We start from the raw sequence: 15,341 nt of genomic DNA, 5'->3' as shown, positions 1-15,341 counted from the left end.
CCATTTTGTGGTCACATCACGCCGAAGCGCTCGAAGGCCTCGACCGTGCTCATGCCGGCCTCGATCGCGAGGCGCACCTTGCTTTCGGTTTCGGCCTTTTCCAGCGCCAGCGCGATTGCTTCCCGTTCCGCCTCGCGCGGGATGACGAGCACGCCGTCACGGTCGCCGAAGAGGATATCGCCCGGCCGGATGCGGATGCCGCCGATCTCGATCGGGATACCGTAGTCGACGACCTTGCCGCGCGGCCCCTGGTCCTGCGCATAGGATCCGTAGCAGAAAGTCGGAAAATCGAGCGCAAGAATGCCGGCGCTGTCGCGGCAATAGCCGTCGCAGATCGCGCCGGCGGCTTTTAGTTTCATTGCACGGGTCGACATCAGCTCGCCCCAGACGGCGTAACGTGGCGAGGAGCCGGAACAGACATAGATCTCGTTGGGTTTCAGGCTATCGAGCGCGTGGAACATCAGGCCGAACGGTTTCGAGCTGAATTCCGAATGGCCGCTCGCCTCGGCGGTTGCGAAGAAATCGGCTTCGAGTACGGGCATCGCCCGCCCGACGGCGACCATGTCGTCGCGGAGCGCCCGGATCTGCGGCGGCAGGAACTGGTGTTGCAGCCCCATCGTGTCGAGGATGTCGCCGACCACGGCCGTGAACAGACGGCTGCGCATGGCGGTAAACAGTTCGGTATCGTCTTCAAAACGTGTCATTTCTCTTCCCTCAAGCCATGTGTGCCATGGCGGTAGCGATGCCCTGCATCACGCCTCTGATTTCCGCGAGGCCCTTCAACCGGCCGATCAGCGAATAGCCGGGGTTGATCCGCTCCTTGCCGATGTCGTCGGCCAGGAGGTGCCCGTGATCCGGGCGAAGCGGGATTTGCCAGTCGGCGCGGCCTTCCTGTAGCCGACGCTCCTGTTCCTGCATCAGCGCAAGGATCACTGCCGGCATGTCGCTCGATCCGCCGAGATGATCGGCCTCGTAGAAGGAGCCGTCCTCCTCCCGTTGGACATTGCGAAGGTGGGCAAAGTGAATGCGTGGGCCGAATTCACGAACCATGGCTGGCAGATCATTGTCGGTGCGCGTGCCATAGGATCCGGTGCAGAAGGTGATGCCGTTGGCTTGGCTGTCGACGGCGGCGAGGATGCGCCTTACATCCGCGGCCGTCGAAACGATGCGCGGCAGGCCATAGAGCGAAAAGGCCGGATCATCGGGGTGGATGCAAAGCCGGATACCGACCTCCTCCGCCACCGGAACGATCTCCTTGAGGAAGCGCGCCAGGTTGGCATGTAGGGCGTCTGCCGTCACGCCGTCATACTCGGCAAGGGCGGCCAGAAAGCTCGACCGATTGAACTGCCGCTCGGTTGCCGGCAGGCCGGCAATGAGATTGCGTTCGATCCGGTCGATCTTCGCCTGGTCCATCTGATCGAAACGCTGGCGGGCGGCGAAAATCTGCCGCTCGGAGTAACTATCCGCGACGCGCGGCCGCTTCAGCACGAAGAGGTCGTAGGCGGCAAAGTCGATCGCATCGAATCGCAATGCGTAACCGCCATTCGCCAACGGCTGCATCAACTCCGTGCGCGTCCAGTCGACCACCGGCATGAAGTTGTAGCAGACGGTCGTGATACCCGCGCGCGCCAGCGCTCGCAGCGTGTCCTTGTACCAGCCGATGTAGCGGGCGCTGTCGGCGGTCGCGAGCTTGATCGAGTTGTGCACCGGGATGCTCTCGACGACACTCCAGCGCATACCGGCGTCTTCAATCAGCGCCTTTTGGGCAAGGATCGCTTCATCCGACCAGGGCGATCCGTCATAGATATGATGCAGCGCCGAGACGATCCCCGTGGCCCCCGCCTGCCGGATATGGCTGAGCGGCACCGGATCATTTGGCCCATACCAGCGAAAACACTCTTCCATCAGTCTCATGCAGAACTCCTACTCCGCGTCAGTGGCTATTGTTGGACCACGCCTGTCAATAATGTCCGATTGGCCCAACAATTCAAGCCTTATGGGCGCAATTTCGGACGATGTTGGCAACTTTGCGCGAAATTTGAGAGATTGCGCTTGACTGAACGCGCAAACTGGACCAACAAATAGAGCATCGCAGGGAGGATGGCCGGTGAGCAGTTCTGTACGAGAAGAGGCGTTGTCGGGTGTGGAGCCCGTCGAGCCAGGCAAGACCTCGGCCGTGGACCGGCTGGTCGAGCAGATCCGCGACATGATCTCCGAGCGCGGTCTCGGTATCGGCGATGCGCTTCCGACCGAGCGCGATCTTGGCGAACAATTCCAGGCCGGGCGCAACACGGTGCGCGAGGCGCTGCAGGTGCTGCGCGCCTATGGCATGGTCGAGACGCGACCGAAGGTCGGCGCCGTTATCAGCGGCGGCCACGGCGAGGCGATCCGCCGGCTCTTTGCTTTTCACAACGGCATCTCGCCGGACTCTTTCCGCGACCTGCAGGGCTTCCGCCGCATCATCGAGACGGGTGTCGGCGAGCACATCATCCTGACGGCTGCTGACGCCGATTTCGACCGGCTGGATGCGATCAACGCGCGGATCCTAGAAGCGGACAGCGTCGAGGAAGCGGCGCAGTGCGACTACCAGTTCCATCAGGCGATCGTGGAGCTATCCGGCAATCGCACGACGGTCGCCGCCTACCACATGCTGCGCTCGGTGATCGAGGAGGTCATGCGGCTCGGCAAGGCGGAGCGCCCGGTGCATGCGGCGACTTTCGAGGCCCATGCCGAGATCATCAGGGCGCTGAGGGCCCGCGACCGCATCGCCTACGTCTACCTGATGAGCCGCCACCTGGAGTTCGGCATCCGCTTCGTCGATGCCGCGCCCGGCGGCCAGCCGTCGCGATGAGCACATAGAGATTTTCGCCTGGACCGCTCCCCAAATGGGCGGTGCTGGCATCCGTTTGCCGGATCCACTCGCCCGTTGGTCCGGCGGCACGAACAGGGCACTTGGGAGGAGAACCGACATGAACAATTCGAAACGTCACATTCTGGCGCTTGCAGCATTGCTTGCCACCGTCAGCCTTGCGCCGGGTGCGGCACATGCCGGCGGCAAGGCGATCGCCGGCATCGTCTTTCAGCAGGACCAGTATTTCCGCGGCATCCAGATCGGGATGGAAAAGGCGGCCGAAGCCGCCGGCGACGAACTGCTCGCCGGCAACAGCGACAGCAAGCTGGAGAAGGAAGCTCAGCTCATCGACACCTACATCGCCCGCGGCGTGAACTCGATCGTCGTCGCGCCGCTTTCGGCCGACGCTTCGGTGCCGGCTCTGAAGAAAGCGCGTGACGCCGGCATCACGGTCGTCACCTACGGCACCTCGGCCAATGGCGACGTCGCCCAGGCGACGGTGACGAGCTCGGACCGCGATATCGGCATCGGCACTGGCAAGGCCGCGACCGATTTCTTGAAGACGCTCGGCAACGGCGAGAAGGTCAAGATCGGCACGCTCGCCTTCAAGGCGCTGCTTCCCGAACAGTCGAATGCCCGCGTCGATGGTTTCCTGAGTGTCGTCAAGGATCAGGTGGACATCGTCGCGCAACAGGACGCCTGGCTCGCCGAAAAGGCACTCGCCGTCGCAAGCGACATGCTGACGGCCAATCCCGATATCCGGGTGATCTATGCTGCCAACGAAGGCGGCACGATCGGTGCAGTGCAGGCGGTCAAGAAGGCGGGCCTTGAAGGCAAGGTCTTCGTCTTCGGCACCGACGGTTCCGAGCAACTCGCCAATATGCTCTTGAACTCCGACAACGTGCTGCAGGCGACGACGGCGCAGCAGCCGCTCGAGGTCGGCAAGCAGGCAATCGAAGCCGCGCAGAACCTGCTCGACGGCAAAAAGATCGAGACCAAGGTCAACGTGCCCGTTCTGCCTCTGACACGCGTCAACGCTGAAGGGGTCGCTGCCTACAAGGAAGGCCTGAAGGCCCTGAAGTAAGAGCCTAAGAGTGAACCGAGCGGCGGGCATCGCCCGCCGCTCCTTCGCCGCCGACAGCAGGAAATCCGCATGAGTTATCCGCAGCCAAGGTCAGCCGCGTTGCAAGGGGTGCAGGGACGGCTGGACTTTCGGACCGTGACCAAGCGTTACGGCCCGACTGTAGCCCTCTCCGAATTCACCCACAGCTTCGCACCCGGCCAGGTGCATGCCCTCATGGGCAAGAACGGCTCGGGCAAGTCGACGCTTGTCAAGCTTCTCGCCGGCGTGACCGAGCCGACATCCGGCACGATCAGCGTCAATGGCGAGGACCGCCATTTCACATCGCCGCATGATGCCTTTGCCGCCGGCATCGTCACCGTCCACCAGGAGCTCTCGCTGGTGCCGGAGCTCTCTGTCGGCGAGAACATCTTTCTCGGTCGGCTGCCGCACCGCCGCCGCGCCGGCTTTAGCGTCGTCGACTGGGCCGGCCTGCACCGGCGCGCCGGCGAACTGCTCGCCGACATGGGGCTTGCGATCGATTCCCGCCAACCGGTCTCCGCACTCAGCGTCGGCCAGCAGCAGGTGGTCGAGATCGTCAAGGCGATGTCTTTCAACCCGTCTATCCTGCTTCTGGACGAGCCGACCTCGGCGCTCGCTTCCCGCGAGGTCAAGCAGCTCTTCGCGCTGATCGAGCGGCTGCGCGCCCGTGGCGTGACGATGATCTACATCACCCACCGCATGAGCGAACTCTTCGAAATCGCCGATACTTGCACGGTGATCCGCGACGGCCACTATATCGGTTCCGTTGCGATGAAGGAGACGACGCCTTCCGCGATTGTCGGCATGATGTTCGGCGATGCGGCGCGCGCCACACGTCCGCCGCGGCGAACGCTTGACCGCGCCAAACCCGTGCTCGAGGTCCGCAATCTCAGTCGGGCCGGACATTTTCAGGATGTCTCCTTCGATCTCTATCCCGGCGAGATCCTCGGCATCGCCGGTCTGCTTGGTGCCGGCCGCACCGAGCTCATGCGGGCGATTTTTGGGGCCGACCGGATCGACGGCGGTTCGGTCACGTTCGACGGTCGCGACATGACCGGTGCCAGCCCGCGCGACATGCGCAAGGCCGGGCTCGGCTATACGCCGGAAAACCGCAAGGAGGTCGGCCTCGTGCAGTCGCTCTCGACGGCGGACAATCTCTGCATGGCGAGCCTCGGGCCGATTGCACGCAACGGCTTCATCTCGCGCCGGCGCGAGCAGCCGCATGTCCGCCGTCAGATTGCCGATCTGCACATCAAGTGCGGCGATCCGGAACTGCCGGTGTCGTCGCTGTCAGGCGGCAACCAGCAGAAGGTGGTGATCGGCAAATGGCTGAACCGGCAGCCCTCGGTGATGTTCTTCGACGAGCCGAGCCGCGGCGTCGATGTCCAGGCCAAGCGGCAGATCTTCGACATCATCTGGCAGCAGGCGGCTGACGGTCTCGCCAGCCTCTTCGTCTCGACGGAACTCGAGGAAGTGCTGGAAGTCGCCGACCGCATCCTCGTCATGCACCACGGCGCTGTCGTCGCCGAGGTGGATCCGACGAAAACCGACCTTACCGAACTTTACGGCCTGTGCATGGAAGGGGCCAAGCAATGACACTTGTGAGCCAAACGACCGAAGCTGGTGGCCAGAACACGCCGCTCAAGTTCCTCAAAACCTACCCGATGGAGATCATTCTCGCGGCGCTGGTGATCTTTCTGATCCTGGTCGCGCCCGGCTTCGCCTCTACCGGCAATGTGCTGAACGTGCTGCGCACGGTCTCGATGCTCGGCATCATCGCCTTCGGCATGACCGCCGTGATCATCAGCGGCGAAATCGACCTTTCGGTCGGAGCCGGTGCCGCGCTCGCCGGCTGCATCGTCGCCTGGTTCGCCGACCGCTTCGCCGGTGTCTTCGGCGACTGGGGTGCGGTCACGGTCGGTTTTGGCGTGGCGCTGTTACTCGGCTTCACGCTCGGCTACCTCACCGGTCGCTTCCGGCAATGGTTCAACGTGCCGACCTTCATCACCACGCTCGCGCTTTTCGCGGCGCTGCGCGGTGTCGCCAACCTGATCACCGGCGGCTTCCCGATGTCGTCCTTCCCGCTGGGCTTCGATTTCCTCGGCGGCGGCTATCTCTTCGGCATTCCGTTCCCGGTCTATATCTTCGCGCTGACCTTTGCCGGCATGCACTTCCTGATGAAGTACACGAGCTTCGGCCGCGAGGTTTATGCCGTCGGCGGCAATATGGAGGCCGCACGCCTTTCCGGCATCGACATCTGGAAGGTGAAGGCGCTGACGCTCGGCCTCACCGGCGCGCTGACCGCCGTGTCCGGCACGCTGATCGCCTCGCAGATTGGGGCTGGAACCGGGACGACGGCAACCGGCATGGAGCTCGACGTGATCGCGGCCGTCATCATCGGCGGCACGTCACTCTTCGGCGGCAAGGGCCGTATCTGGGGCACGCTGATCGGGGTCCTTTTCCTCGGCTGCATCTCCAACGGCATGACGCTGATGAATGTCAGCGAGTACTGGCAATACGTCGTGCGCGGCGGGATCATCCTCGGCGCCGTGCTTCTCAACCAGGTCCTGGAACGGGTGCGTTGAGACCGGAGCGGGGTGCTCGCATCCCGCTCCCTCAAGAAAATCGATCACGCTTGTGATTTCGGGTCTGTGCGGCCCGAGACCATCGCGATCCATCGCGGAGACAATCATGACTGAATTCAAGGGAAAAATCGCGCTGGTCACCGGCACCTCAGGGATCGGCCTCGCCTCGGCAATCCGTCTGGCTTCATCAGGGGCGACTGTGCTGGCCTGCGGCAATGACGTCGCCACCAATGAGATCTTCGATCGGATTGCCAAAGAACGCGACCTGCCGATGTCGACACGGCTGACGGACGTCTCCGTCGAGGCCGAGGTGGAGGCAGCGGTGCGCGAAGCGGTGCTGCGCCGTGGCGGGCTGGACATCATCGTCAATGCGGCGGCCGTTCATCCCTATGGCACGGTTCTCGATACCAGCGCCGAGACCTTTGCGCGCTGCCTCTCGGTCAATGTCGGCTCGATCTATCTGACCGGTCGCTTCGGTATTCCGGAAATGATGAAGCGCGGCGGCGGCGCCATCGTCAACATTTCCTCGGTGCAGGGCCATGCCTGCCAGCAGAACGTTGCGGCCTATGTCGCCTCCAAGGGCGCGATCCATGCGCTGACCCGTGCCATGGCGCTGGACCATGCGGCGGCGAAGGTTCGGGTAAACTCGGTCAGTCCCGGCTCCGTACGCACGCCGCTGCTCTCGCTCGCGGCCCGCACCTATGGCGGCGAGGGCGTCAGCGAGGCGGAAGCCTTCGCCCGCTTCGGCGCCGCGCACCCGGTCGGACGCATCGGTGAGCCGGAGGAGGTGGCGGAACTCGTCGCCTATCTCGCCTCCGACCGCGCCGCTTTCGTCACCGGTTCGGATTTCCGCATCGACGGCGGCCTCACTGCCGGTATCGGCGTCAAGTAATCAGACAGGAATTGATAAGATGAAGATCGGCCTCGGGCTTTACCGGGAACAGCTCACCCCGGACAATTTTCAGTTTGCGCAGCAGGCAGGTGCGACCCATGTGGTCGCGCATCTGACCAACTATTTCGCCGGCAAGGATCCGAAGATTGACAGCGGTGACCAGGGCGGCTGGGGCGATTGTTCCGGCGACCGGCTCTGGACTTACGAGGAGCTGTCGGCACTGGTGAAGGACGTGCGCGCCGGCGGCCTGGAGATCGCGGCGATCGAGAATTTCTCGCCGCGCTTTTGGTCCGATGTGCTCTTGGACGGACCTGAACGGGCTGAGCAGATCGAGGGGCTGAAGCAGCTGATCCGCGACGCCGGTCGCGCCGGCATCCCCTGCATCGGCTATAACTTCTCGCTCGCCGGCGTCTATGGCTGGACGCGTGGACCCTATGCCCGTGGCGGTGCGGAATCCGTCGGCTTCGGGGTCGAAAACAGCATCGCGCCAAGCCCGGATGCGCCGATTCCCGACGGCATGGTCTGGAACATGCGCTACCGCCGTGGTGTCGCGGGAGCCGCTTCGGTCTCCGTCAGTTCGGCGGAGCTCTGGGATCGGCTTGCCCATTTCTTGAAGGAAGTCGTCCCGGTCGCCGAGGAGGCGGGTGTGGTGCTCGGCGCCCATCCGGATGATCCGCCGGCGGAGGAGTTGCGCGGGACTGCGCGGCTCGTCAATCGGCCAGAAAAATACGACCGGCTGATGGCCATCGTCGACTCGCCGTCGAACGGCCTGGAGCTCTGCCTCGGCTCGCTGCAGGAGATGCCGGGCGGCGATATCTATGAGCACGTCCGCCGTTTCGCCCGCTCCGGCCGCATTGGCTACATCCATTTCCGCAACGTACGCGGAAAGATGCCGCGTTATGTCGAAACCTTCGTCGACGAGGGTGATATCGACATGGCCGAAATCATCCGCATCCTACGTGACGAAAACTATCAGGGCGTGATGATCCCGGATCATACGCCGGCGATGACCTGCGGCGCCTCCTGGCACGCCGGCAAGGCTTTTGCGCTCGGCTACATGAAGGCGCTGGTGCAAAACGCTGAGGCGCTTGGGCCGTCGCAGTCGATCCCGACGAGCGTGGCAGCGGAATAGGAGACGCAGATGGCACGCGATCTCATCTGTGTCGCGCCCGTCGGCGACCGCTGCGGCGAGGGCGCCGTCTGGTCGACGGCGGAGGCGGCGCTCTACTGGACCGACATCAACCGCTTCCTGATCCATCGCTATGACGAAGCGACGCGTGCCGTCCGGACCTGGTTGTTCGAGGAGCCAGTGGTCGCGATCTCGCTGACTGAGGAAGACGGCCGGCTGCTCGTCGCGCTTGGATCGAAGCTGATCTGGTGGTGGCCGCAGACCGACCGGCGCGAGGATCACGGCTTCGTCCTGCCCGGTACGCCGCGGGTGCGGCTCAATGATGGTCGCGCCGACCCGGCCGGGAATTTCTGGGTCGGTTCGATGAAGAACAACGTTCTGCCCGATGGTCAGCTTGGCGAGGTTGGGCCGGGACAGGGCATTCTCTACCGGATCGCGCCGGATGGCGCCGTCAGCGAATGGCGGCATGGACTCGGCATCTCCAACACGCTCTGCTGGAGCCCGGACCGAAGCACCTTCTATTTCGGCGATACGCTGGCAAACGAGATCTACGCCTACGACTACGATGCCAAGGTGGGGGCGATATCGGAAGAGCGGCATTTCTTCACCGGGTTCGACCGAGGTTCGCCCGACGGTTCGGCGATCGACAGCGAAGGCTTTCTCTGGAACTGCCGCTATGGCGGCCGTTGCATAACGCGCATCGCGCCCGACGGCAGTCTTGCCGAGGCGATCGACATGCCGGTCACCAACATCACCACCTGCACCTTTGGCGGGGCGGATCTGAAGACGCTTTACATCACCACCGCCGGCTCGGGGCCGGAGGAGCGCCTGGCCGGCAGCCTCTATGCAATGCGGGTCGAGGTCGCGGGCCTTCCGGAAAACCGCTACGGGGTAGCGACCAAGTGAGCGCGGAGACGACACGACGCGCCCTTGCCTGGGCGCATGGGTGCCTTTCGGTGCAGTCGCTCGGCGGCATGCTCGGCCCCGTGCTGTTCCTGCTGCCGGATGGACGTCAGGTCAGCCCGCTGCATATCGCGCCTTGGGGCAATGATCCCGAGCGCGAGACACTGCCGGAAATTCTGCAACAACTGCGCGGCGAATGGCCCTGCGTCCCCTTCGGCAGCGACACCAACCGGTCGCTCCCCGCAGGCTGGTCCGCAACGGGCGAGAGCTTCGAGGGTGCCGGTGTGCCACATGGTCACGGCTCCAATGTCCATTGGACCTCGGGCGACTGCGATGTCCGCCAGATCACCATGGAATGCCACTACCCCGACGACCATCCGATCCGGTTGCTTCGCCGGCGGATCGTTCCGGATCAAAGCGCGGCTGCCATCGACATCACGCTGGAAATCGAGGCGCGGCGGCCATGCCGTCTTCCGATCGGGCTACATCCGACATTTCGCCTGTCGCCGCGGCCGGGCTCGGTCGTCATTGAACCCGGCGCCTACGATCGCGTCTGGAGTGTTCCCGGCGATGTCGAACCGGGTGCAGCGTTGTTCACGCCCGATCGGCAATGGTCGTCGCTCGACAAAGCCGAGGCGCGCTGCGGTGCGACGATGGATGCGACCCAGGTGCCGCTCATGGAAGACACCGAGGACCTGCTGCAGCTCTCGGGCATCGATGGCAGCGTCGCGCTTCACTACCGCGACGAAGGTTTTCGCGCGCGGCTTTCCTGGCAGAAGGAACACTTTCCGAGCCTGCTGCTCTGGTACAGCAACCGCGGCCGCAAGGCCTATCCCTGGGACGGACGACATGTGGCGCTCGGCGTCGAGCCGATCGCCTCCGCCTTCGACCTCGGACCTTCCATCTCAACGGCTGCCAACCCTCTGGCGGCATCCGGCATTGCGACGGCAATCGCGTTCGAGCCCGGCCATACCTTCACCACCCGTTACCGGCTTTCCGTCGAAGCCGCTCGCTTGGGCTGAGCGTCGCTCGCCCAGACATTTCGCATTGAAAGGCCAAGAGAATGAAATTGTTGCGCCTCACCGTCGACGGCTTCGCCGTGCCCTGCATCCTCGATGGCGAGGGTCGGGCGCGGGATGTCTCCTCGCTCGTGCAGGACTTCACGGCGGAAACCCTGTCAGCTGTCAGGGTGGCGCTGTCTGGTATTGATCTATCGGCCCTGCCCGTGGTGCCGGTGATCGACGCCGATATCCTGCCGCCGGTCGCAAGGCCGGGAACGATCTGGTGTGTCGGGCTCAACTATTCCGACCACGCGGAAGAAGCGGGCCTGCCGGTGCCGACTGAACCGATCCTTTTCAACAAGGCGGCCGGCACCTATTGCGGTCCGAACGCGCCGCTTCTCCATTCCGAAAAAATGTCGAAGCTCGACTGGGAAGTCGAACTGGGCATCGTCATCGGCGCGCGCGCGCTGAACGTATCGCGCGCCGACGCGATGGATCACGTCTTCGGTTACACAGTTGTCAACGATGTCTCCGAGCGCGCCTGGCAGATGGAGCGCGGCGGCCAATGGGTGAAGGGCAAGAGTTTTCCCAATTTCTGCCCGACAGGCCCCTGGCTCGTCACCCGCGACGAAGTGCCGGACCCGCAGGCGCTTTCCATGTGGCTCGACGTCAACGGCGAACGCATGCAGGTAGGCACCACCGCGCGCATGATCTTCGATGTCGCGACCATCGTCTCCTACATGAGCGAGTTCTGCGTGCTGGAGCCGGGCGATCTCATCTGCACCGGCACGCCGCCGGGCGTCGGCATGGGCAAAAGGCCGCCGCGCTATCTGAAGCCCGGCGATGTGGTGGAACTCGGGATCGACGGCCTCGGCCGCCAGCGGCTGATCGTTCAGTCCCTCTAGATCGATACGGAAAGGCCTGACCATGAATGGAAATACGGGACGATCGGCCGGACGCGTGGCCGTGATCACCGCCGCAGGCCAGGGCATCGGCCGTGCCGTTGCCGAGCGGTTGATGGCCGAGGGTGCGGAGGTCCACGCCAGCGACATCAATGCCGACCTGCTCGCAACGCTCGACGGTGCCGCAACGACGACGCTCGATGCGACGGATCACGCGGCAGCCGCCGCCTACTTCGCCGGCTTCGCACGGGTCGACATTCTCGTCCATGCGGTCGGCTATGTGCACCAGGGCACGATCGAGGAGTGCTCGGCCGAGGACTGGCGTCGCTCGGTCAACATCACGCTCGACAGCGCCTATAACGTCATTGCCGGTGCGATCCCGAAGATGAAGGCCGAAGGCGGCAGCATCATCACCATCGGTTCGGTTGCCTCGTCGATCAAGGGCTTTCCGCGGCGCGCCGCCTATGGTGCCGCCAAGGGCGGTGTCATCGGTCTCACCAAGGCGGTCGCCGCCGACTATGTGTCCCATGGCATTCGCTGCAATTCGATCTGCCCCGGAACGATCGCGTCGCCTTCTCTGGAGGAGCGCATCGGCGAACTCGGCGAGAAGCTGGGAAGCCGTGACGAGGCTTACCGGTCTTTCATCAGCCGCCAGCCGGCCGGACGCTTCGGCACGGTGGAGGAGGTTGCCGCCATCTGCGCCTTCCTCGCCTCCGACGAAGCAGCCTTCATCACCGGCCAGGCGATCAATATCGATGGTGGCATTACGATCTGACGCACGCGGCCGCCCGCTGACAGGCGGCGCAACATCATCGGAGAGGACCGCTGCTCAACCCGGAAGTTTTCGATTTTCCGAGAGGAGCCAACCCAATCTCCCTCATCCTCGCCCCTGTGGCGGGGATCCAGCGACCCGACGTCCGTCGGGTCAAGGGCCTTTCAGCCCAAGGACTTGGTCTGGCTGGATTTCTGTGACAGGCACAGAAATGAGGAGGATCTGGTTACGTCCTCTTCCTTTCTGCGACGTCGCAGTAACAGCTCGCAATCTTGTTTGTACGAGATCAGCAAACGCAAAACACCTCCGGATGTGTGCCGGAGGTGTCTGTTCTTGTCTGCAGGTCGGCGTCAGATCACGCCGACTGGAATCGTTGGTGGCTCAGGCCGACAGTGCCTTGAACGCGGCGAGGATGGCGTCGCCCATTTCCGTCGTGCCGACCTTCTTCGCACCCTCGGCCATGATGTCGCCGGTGCGGATGCCCTGGTCGAGCACGGCGGCGATCGCCTTCTCCAGATTGTCGGCTTCCGTCACCAGGTTGAAGGAATAACGCAGGCACATGGCAAAGGAGGCGATCATCGCGATCGGGTTGGCGATGCCCTTGCCGGCAATGTCGGGGGCCGAGCCATGCACCGGCTCGTAGAGCGCCTTGCGCTTGCCGGTCACCGCATCCGGGGCACCGAGCGAGGCCGACGGCAGCATGCCGAGCGAGCCGGTCAGCATGGCGGCGACGTCCGACAGCATGTCGCCGAACAGGTTGTCGGTGACGATGACGTCGAACTGCTTGGGCTGGCGCACCAGCTGCATGCCGCCGGCATCGGCCAGCATGTGCTCGAGCTGGACGTCGGAGTATTTCGCCTTGTGCGTCTCGGTCACCACCTGGTTCCACAAGACGCCCGACTTCATGACGTTGCGCTTTTCCATCGAGCAGACGCGGTTGGACCGCGTGCGGGCCAGCTCGAAGGCGACGCCGGCGATGCGCTCGATCTCGTAGGTGTCGTAGACCTGGGTGTCGATGCCGCGCTTCTGGCCGTTGCCGAGATCGATGATTTCCTTCGGCTCGCCGAAATAGACGCCGCCGGTCAGTTCGCGCACGATCAGGATGTCGAGACCTTCGACCAGCTCGGGCTTCAGCGACGAGGCGGCGGCCAGTGCCGGATAGCAGATCGCCGGGCGCAGGTTGGCGAACAGTTCGAGATCCTTGCGCAGGCGCAGCAGGCCGGCTTCCGGACGCACCTCGTAGGGCACCGCATCCCACTTCGGGCCACCGACGGCGCCAAACAGCACCGCATCGGCGGCCAGCGCCTTCTTCATGTCCGCTTCCGAGATCGCCTGGCCATGGGCATCATAGGCCGAACCGCCGACCAGGCCCTCGTCGGTCACGAAGCCGGCTCCAAGCTCGGCATTCATGTAGGCGATGATTTTGCGGACTTCCGCCATGGCTTCCGGGCCGATGCCGTCGCCGGGAAGGATGAAAAGTTTGCGGGCCATTTTCGGCACTCCTGTGTTTAGTCAGATGTCGAGCGGCAGGGCCGCGTTAATGATGAGGATGCGGGCGAGGTCCGGGCTAAGTCGCCGGTTTCGCGCCTTCGATCTGTCCGATGCGCTCGCGCAGCGTGTTCGTTACGGCGTGCGAGGCCGAGGACACGGCGATTTCGAGGTTAGCCTTGCCGCCGTCCACCTCGACTGCAAGCTTCGAAACGCTGACGCCAAGCCGGCGAACGATATCGAGTAGCCGGGAGACGATGTTTTCCAGATCGCCGCTTTCGACGGTGTAACGCATGGTGTCGGTCATGCTGCCACCTTCGGCCAGGGACGCTGCTCAGGACGTATGGTTTCGTAAGCACGGGCAAGGCGCAGCACGCCGATATCGTCGAAGGACTGGCCGATGATCTGCAGCCCGATCGGCAGGCCGCCAGCGGTATAGCCACAGTTGATCGAGATCGCCGGGTGTCCACCCATGTTGACCGCGACGGTGAAGGCGATGTGTTCGAATGGTTTCTGTGGGTCGTTGACCGGCGAGGCCCATTCGGCTGGATAGGATGCTGTCGGCGCGGTCGGCGACAGGATGAAATCGAAGCCGGTGAGTGCGGCGTGCAGCGCATTGCGCATGGCCTCGATCTGGGCGAAGCCGGTATAGACCTCGCGGCCCGAGAAACTCTCCGCCGTTTTGATCCAGTCGAAGATGTAGGGCAGGATTTGCGCCTGTTTTTCCGGCGAAAGGCGTGACACGTCTTCCCAGCCGCGTGCGCGCCAGAAGCGGTCGAGACCGTCGATCATCTCGCGGGTGAGGAACGGGCCGACCGGTTCGATGATTGCACCGGCATCGGCGAAAAGCTTGGCCGCTCGGCTGACGGCCTGTTGCGTTTCTTCGCTGACCGATTGGCCAAAGCCGGCGTCAAGCCAGAGACCGATCTTCAGGCCCTTCACGTCACGATCGAGATCCAACCAGGGGATATCGGCATAGGGCAGGGCCATCGTGTCGCGGGCATCCGGCTTCGACAGCACCGACATGTAGAGCGCGGTATCGGCGACCGTTCGGGTCATCGGCCCGGCGACACGGCCAATGAAAGGCGGATTGATCGGGACGCGGCCCGCCGAAGGCTTCAGCCCGACGACGCCGCACCAGCCGGCCGGCAGCCGGACCGAGCCGCCGATGTCCGTGCCGATGTGAAGGGGACCATAGCCGGCGGCGGCTGCCGCGCCGGCGCCGGCGCTCGATCCGCCCGGATTGGCCGAAAGGTCCCACGGATTGCGGGCAAGCTTGTGAAAGCTGGAAAGTCCTGAAGAAAGCATGCCGTAGTCGGGCATGGTGGTCTTGGCAAGAAGAATGCCGCCCGCTTCGCGGGTGCGGGCGGCCGGCGGCGCGTCAGCGGCGGCTGGAGTGAGCGACACGGCGGCGCAACCGAGCGGCACGGCCGTTCCCTTCGTCGCGATATTCTCCTTGATCGTCACCGGCACGCCATCGATCGCGCCGAGCGGTTCACCCTTCGCCCAGCGTTCTTCCGATGCCTTTGCTGCTTTGCGCGCTTCGGCTGGGTCATAGGCCCAGAGCGCATTCAGCTTCGGTTCCGAGGCGTCGATGCGGGTGATGACGGCCTCGGTGACCTCGACGGGAGAGAGCTTTTTCGAGCGGTATGCCTCGACAAGGGAGACGGCGGAGAAATCGGCGAGTTCGGACATGGCGTATATTCCTGCGATATG

Annotated in this window: 15 protein-coding genes; 10 read left to right on the top strand and 5 right to left on the bottom strand. The window is 64.0% G+C overall.

Translation table 11 applies throughout. The annotated features are described in order from the left end of the window. Positions 1-11: 11 nt before the first annotated feature. The gene (locus AC070A_RS06855; RefSeq protein WP_057251204.1) at positions 12-704 is read right to left on the bottom strand and encodes an RraA family protein; all 693 of its coding nucleotides are present in this window, start codon (positions 702-704) and stop codon (positions 12-14) included. 10 nt (positions 705-714) lie between these two features. Beyond that, positions 715-1,905 (bottom strand): mannonate dehydratase, encoded by a 1,191-nt coding sequence (gene uxuA, locus AC070A_RS06850; protein WP_057251203.1) that lies wholly within the window; start codon positions 1,903-1,905, stop codon positions 715-717. Positions 1,906-2,107: 202 nt separating this feature from the next. On the opposite strand from uxuA, the gene AC070A_RS06845 reads away from it, so the two are divergent. The 10 genes from AC070A_RS06845 to AC070A_RS06800 all read left to right on the top strand — a co-directional run bounded on the left by AC070A_RS06845 (position 2,108) and on the right by AC070A_RS06800 (position 12,140). Further along, positions 2,108-2,851 (top strand): FadR/GntR family transcriptional regulator, encoded by a 744-nt coding sequence (locus tag AC070A_RS06845; RefSeq protein WP_057251202.1) that lies wholly within the window; start codon positions 2,108-2,110, stop codon positions 2,849-2,851. 118 nt (positions 2,852-2,969) lie between these two features. After that, the gene (locus AC070A_RS06840; protein WP_057251201.1) at positions 2,970-3,935 is read left to right on the top strand and encodes a substrate-binding domain-containing protein; all 966 of its coding nucleotides are present in this window, start codon (positions 2,970-2,972) and stop codon (positions 3,933-3,935) included. 69 nt (positions 3,936-4,004) lie between these two features. Continuing rightward, on the top strand, positions 4,005-5,549 hold the full coding sequence (locus tag AC070A_RS06835) for a sugar ABC transporter ATP-binding protein (protein ID WP_113736569.1): 1,545 nt from the start codon (positions 4,005-4,007) through the stop codon (positions 5,547-5,549). Further along, complete coding sequence (locus tag AC070A_RS06830) at positions 5,546-6,538, top strand: ABC transporter permease (protein WP_057251200.1); 993 nt, start codon at positions 5,546-5,548, stop codon at positions 6,536-6,538. The genes AC070A_RS06835 and AC070A_RS06830 overlap by 4 nt, the downstream gene beginning before the upstream one ends. Positions 6,539-6,644: 106 nt before the next feature. Beyond that, on the top strand, positions 6,645-7,430 hold the full coding sequence (locus tag AC070A_RS06825; protein ID WP_218373011.1) for an SDR family NAD(P)-dependent oxidoreductase: 786 nt from the start codon (positions 6,645-6,647) through the stop codon (positions 7,428-7,430). 19 nt (positions 7,431-7,449) lie between these two features. Further along, positions 7,450-8,562, top strand: coding sequence for a mannonate dehydratase (locus tag AC070A_RS06820; RefSeq protein WP_494773559.1), 1,113 nt, complete (start codon positions 7,450-7,452; stop codon positions 8,560-8,562). A gap of 9 nt (positions 8,563-8,571) precedes the next feature. Continuing rightward, positions 8,572-9,465 carry an SMP-30/gluconolactonase/LRE family protein gene (locus tag AC070A_RS06815; RefSeq protein ID WP_492383789.1) on the top strand — a complete coding sequence of 298 codons (894 nt, stop codon included), beginning with the start codon at positions 8,572-8,574 and terminating at the stop codon, positions 9,463-9,465. Further along, the gene (locus AC070A_RS06810; RefSeq protein ID WP_113736565.1) at positions 9,462-10,484 is read left to right on the top strand and encodes a hypothetical protein; all 1,023 of its coding nucleotides are present in this window, start codon (positions 9,462-9,464) and stop codon (positions 10,482-10,484) included. Before AC070A_RS06815 ends, AC070A_RS06810 begins: the two co-directional genes overlap by 4 nt. Before the next feature lie 41 nt (positions 10,485-10,525). Next, positions 10,526-11,368: a fumarylacetoacetate hydrolase family protein gene (locus AC070A_RS06805; protein ID WP_057251195.1), complete on the top strand. Its 843-nt coding sequence runs from the start codon at positions 10,526-10,528 to the stop codon at positions 11,366-11,368. A gap of 22 nt (positions 11,369-11,390) precedes the next feature. Next, positions 11,391-12,140 carry an SDR family oxidoreductase gene (locus tag AC070A_RS06800; RefSeq protein ID WP_113736564.1) on the top strand — a complete coding sequence of 250 codons (750 nt, stop codon included), beginning with the start codon at positions 11,391-11,393 and terminating at the stop codon, positions 12,138-12,140. Positions 12,141-12,518: 378 nt separating this feature from the next. On the opposite strand, the gene leuB is transcribed toward AC070A_RS06800, so the two are convergent. The 3 genes from leuB to AC070A_RS06785 all read right to left on the bottom strand — a co-directional run bounded on the left by leuB (position 12,519) and on the right by AC070A_RS06785 (position 15,320). Then, positions 12,519-13,628 carry a 3-isopropylmalate dehydrogenase gene (leuB, locus tag AC070A_RS06795; protein WP_492383788.1) on the bottom strand — a complete coding sequence of 370 codons (1,110 nt, stop codon included), beginning with the start codon at positions 13,626-13,628 and terminating at the stop codon, positions 12,519-12,521. A 76-nt stretch (positions 13,629-13,704) separates the two neighbouring features. Further along, the gene (locus tag AC070A_RS06790; protein WP_093233370.1) at positions 13,705-13,932 is read right to left on the bottom strand and encodes an ACT domain-containing protein; all 228 of its coding nucleotides are present in this window, start codon (positions 13,930-13,932) and stop codon (positions 13,705-13,707) included. Then, positions 13,929-15,320 carry an amidase gene (locus tag AC070A_RS06785; RefSeq protein WP_057251991.1) on the bottom strand — a complete coding sequence of 464 codons (1,392 nt, stop codon included), beginning with the start codon at positions 15,318-15,320 and terminating at the stop codon, positions 13,929-13,931. Before AC070A_RS06785 ends, AC070A_RS06790 begins: the two co-directional genes overlap by 4 nt. Between the last annotated feature and the right edge of the window lie 21 nt (positions 15,321-15,341).

The organism is Ensifer sp. GW101-20A05, from assembly GCF_059424735.1.
The sequence above is the reverse complement of the archived record's forward strand: the minus strand, read 5'-3'. Positions and strand labels throughout refer to the sequence as shown.

Excerpts from the sequence above, each read along its gene's own strand:
- AC070A_RS06855 (WP_057251204.1), bottom strand. The coding sequence starts at position 704 with ATGACACGTTTTGAAGACGATACCGAACTGTTTACCGCCATGCGCAGC.
- AC070A_RS06840 (WP_057251201.1), top strand. The coding sequence starts at position 2,970 with ATGAACAATTCGAAACGTCACATTCTGGCGCTTGCAGCATTGCTTGCC.
- AC070A_RS06825 (WP_218373011.1), top strand. The coding sequence starts at position 6,645 with ATGACTGAATTCAAGGGAAAAATCGCGCTGGTCACCGGCACCTCAGGG.
- AC070A_RS06785 (WP_057251991.1), bottom strand. The coding sequence starts at position 15,320 with ATGTCCGAACTCGCCGATTTCTCCGCCGTCTCCCTTGTCGAGGCATAC.
- AC070A_RS06830 (WP_057251200.1), top strand. The coding sequence starts at position 5,546 with ATGACACTTGTGAGCCAAACGACCGAAGCTGGTGGCCAGAACACGCCG.
- AC070A_RS06790 (WP_093233370.1), bottom strand. The coding sequence starts at position 13,932 with ATGACCGACACCATGCGTTACACCGTCGAAAGCGGCGATCTGGAAAAC.
- AC070A_RS06800 (WP_113736564.1), top strand. The coding sequence starts at position 11,391 with ATGAATGGAAATACGGGACGATCGGCCGGACGCGTGGCCGTGATCACC.
- AC070A_RS06815 (WP_492383789.1), top strand. The coding sequence starts at position 8,572 with ATGGCACGCGATCTCATCTGTGTCGCGCCCGTCGGCGACCGCTGCGGC.
- AC070A_RS06805 (WP_057251195.1), top strand. The coding sequence starts at position 10,526 with ATGAAATTGTTGCGCCTCACCGTCGACGGCTTCGCCGTGCCCTGCATC.
- leuB (WP_492383788.1), bottom strand. The coding sequence starts at position 13,628 with ATGGCCCGCAAACTTTTCATCCTTCCCGGCGACGGCATCGGCCCGGAA.
- uxuA (WP_057251203.1), bottom strand. The coding sequence starts at position 1,905 with ATGGAAGAGTGTTTTCGCTGGTATGGGCCAAATGATCCGGTGCCGCTC.
- AC070A_RS06820 (WP_494773559.1), top strand. The coding sequence starts at position 7,450 with ATGAAGATCGGCCTCGGGCTTTACCGGGAACAGCTCACCCCGGACAAT.
- AC070A_RS06835 (WP_113736569.1), top strand. The coding sequence starts at position 4,005 with ATGAGTTATCCGCAGCCAAGGTCAGCCGCGTTGCAAGGGGTGCAGGGA.